At 80.3% G+C, this 228-nt stretch carries 1 pseudogene; it reads right to left on the bottom strand.

The features are described 5' to 3' along the window. Positions 1-228, bottom strand: a pseudogene (locus KVT14_RS22115) (PTS fructose transporter subunit IIBC); the annotation flags it as partial.

The following is a 228-nucleotide window of genomic DNA, read 5'->3' as shown; positions in this document are numbered from 1 at the left end:
CCCCGCCGGCGGTGGGTGCGGCGCCCGCCGCGGCGGCGACCGCCGCGGGCACGCCCGCCACGACCGCCGCGACGGCCTGGGCGAGCACGCCGTTCGGGTCGTGCACCGCCTTCTCCACGCCGACGTCGACGAACGGCTTGCCGGCGAACCGGTCCTTCGCCTGGCCCCCGAGGTCCGCGGCGTAGATCACGCCGTCGGCGGCGGCGATGATCGCGGGGCCCAGCGGGG

This window comes from Cellulomonas sp. GbtcB1 (assembly GCF_019091725.1).
Taxonomy (GTDB): domain Bacteria; phylum Actinomycetota; class Actinomycetes; order Actinomycetales; family Cellulomonadaceae; genus Cellulomonas.
The sequence above is the reverse complement of the archived record's forward strand: the minus strand, read 5'-3'. Positions and strand labels throughout refer to the sequence as shown.